Origin of the sequence: Bradyrhizobium sp. CCBAU 45394 (genome assembly GCF_028128655.1) — a bacterium.
In the GTDB taxonomy this organism is placed as follows: Bacteria; Pseudomonadota; Alphaproteobacteria; order Rhizobiales; family Xanthobacteraceae; genus Bradyrhizobium; species Bradyrhizobium diazoefficiens.
In genome coordinates, this window is record NZ_LBIX01000043.1 from 1 (window position 1) to 509 (window position 509).

1 protein-coding gene is annotated in these 509 nt (G+C 58.7%); it reads right to left on the minus strand.

Annotated features, from left to right (window positions below):
- Nucleotides 1-509: IS701 family transposase (locus WN73_RS11585; protein WP_271552835.1), on the minus strand; the 509-nt coding region annotated here is incomplete at both ends.

Genomic DNA, 509 nt, shown 5'->3' on the forward strand with positions numbered 1-509 from the left:
CTGCCGCAATCGATAAGATATCGGGCACGTGGTGCTTTCGTGGTTTCCCGCGGACTTTGGTAATCGGCCAAATGAGCTTCACATCGACCGGATACACTTTCAGGTGCCGAGGGATGCCGACAGCCCAGGCCAGCCCGCGCTCTGTTAGCCCTTGTCGAAACGGTGCGCTGAGGCCGTATCCTGCATCCGCCAGCACACATCCAAAGCGCACGTTGGCTGCCATCGCGCGGTCAATCTCGGCCAAAGCAATCTCCGGCTTGGACCGTGGCGTTCGGTGTTCGACTGGCACGCGAGCGCGCTTCAAACGAGACATGTCGCTTGTCCAACTGTCAGGCAAAAAGAGACGTAACGCGACCATCACTGGCACTTCGCCGCGCGCAAGCGTTAAAGACACCAGCGTTTGGCAATTTGCCGTTTTACCGAGAGCCGACGCGTATTGAGCCGCAACACCGACCGAGCGCTCACCCTTCTTCGGCAGTGAGGTGTCATCAATAACCAGCACCGCATCG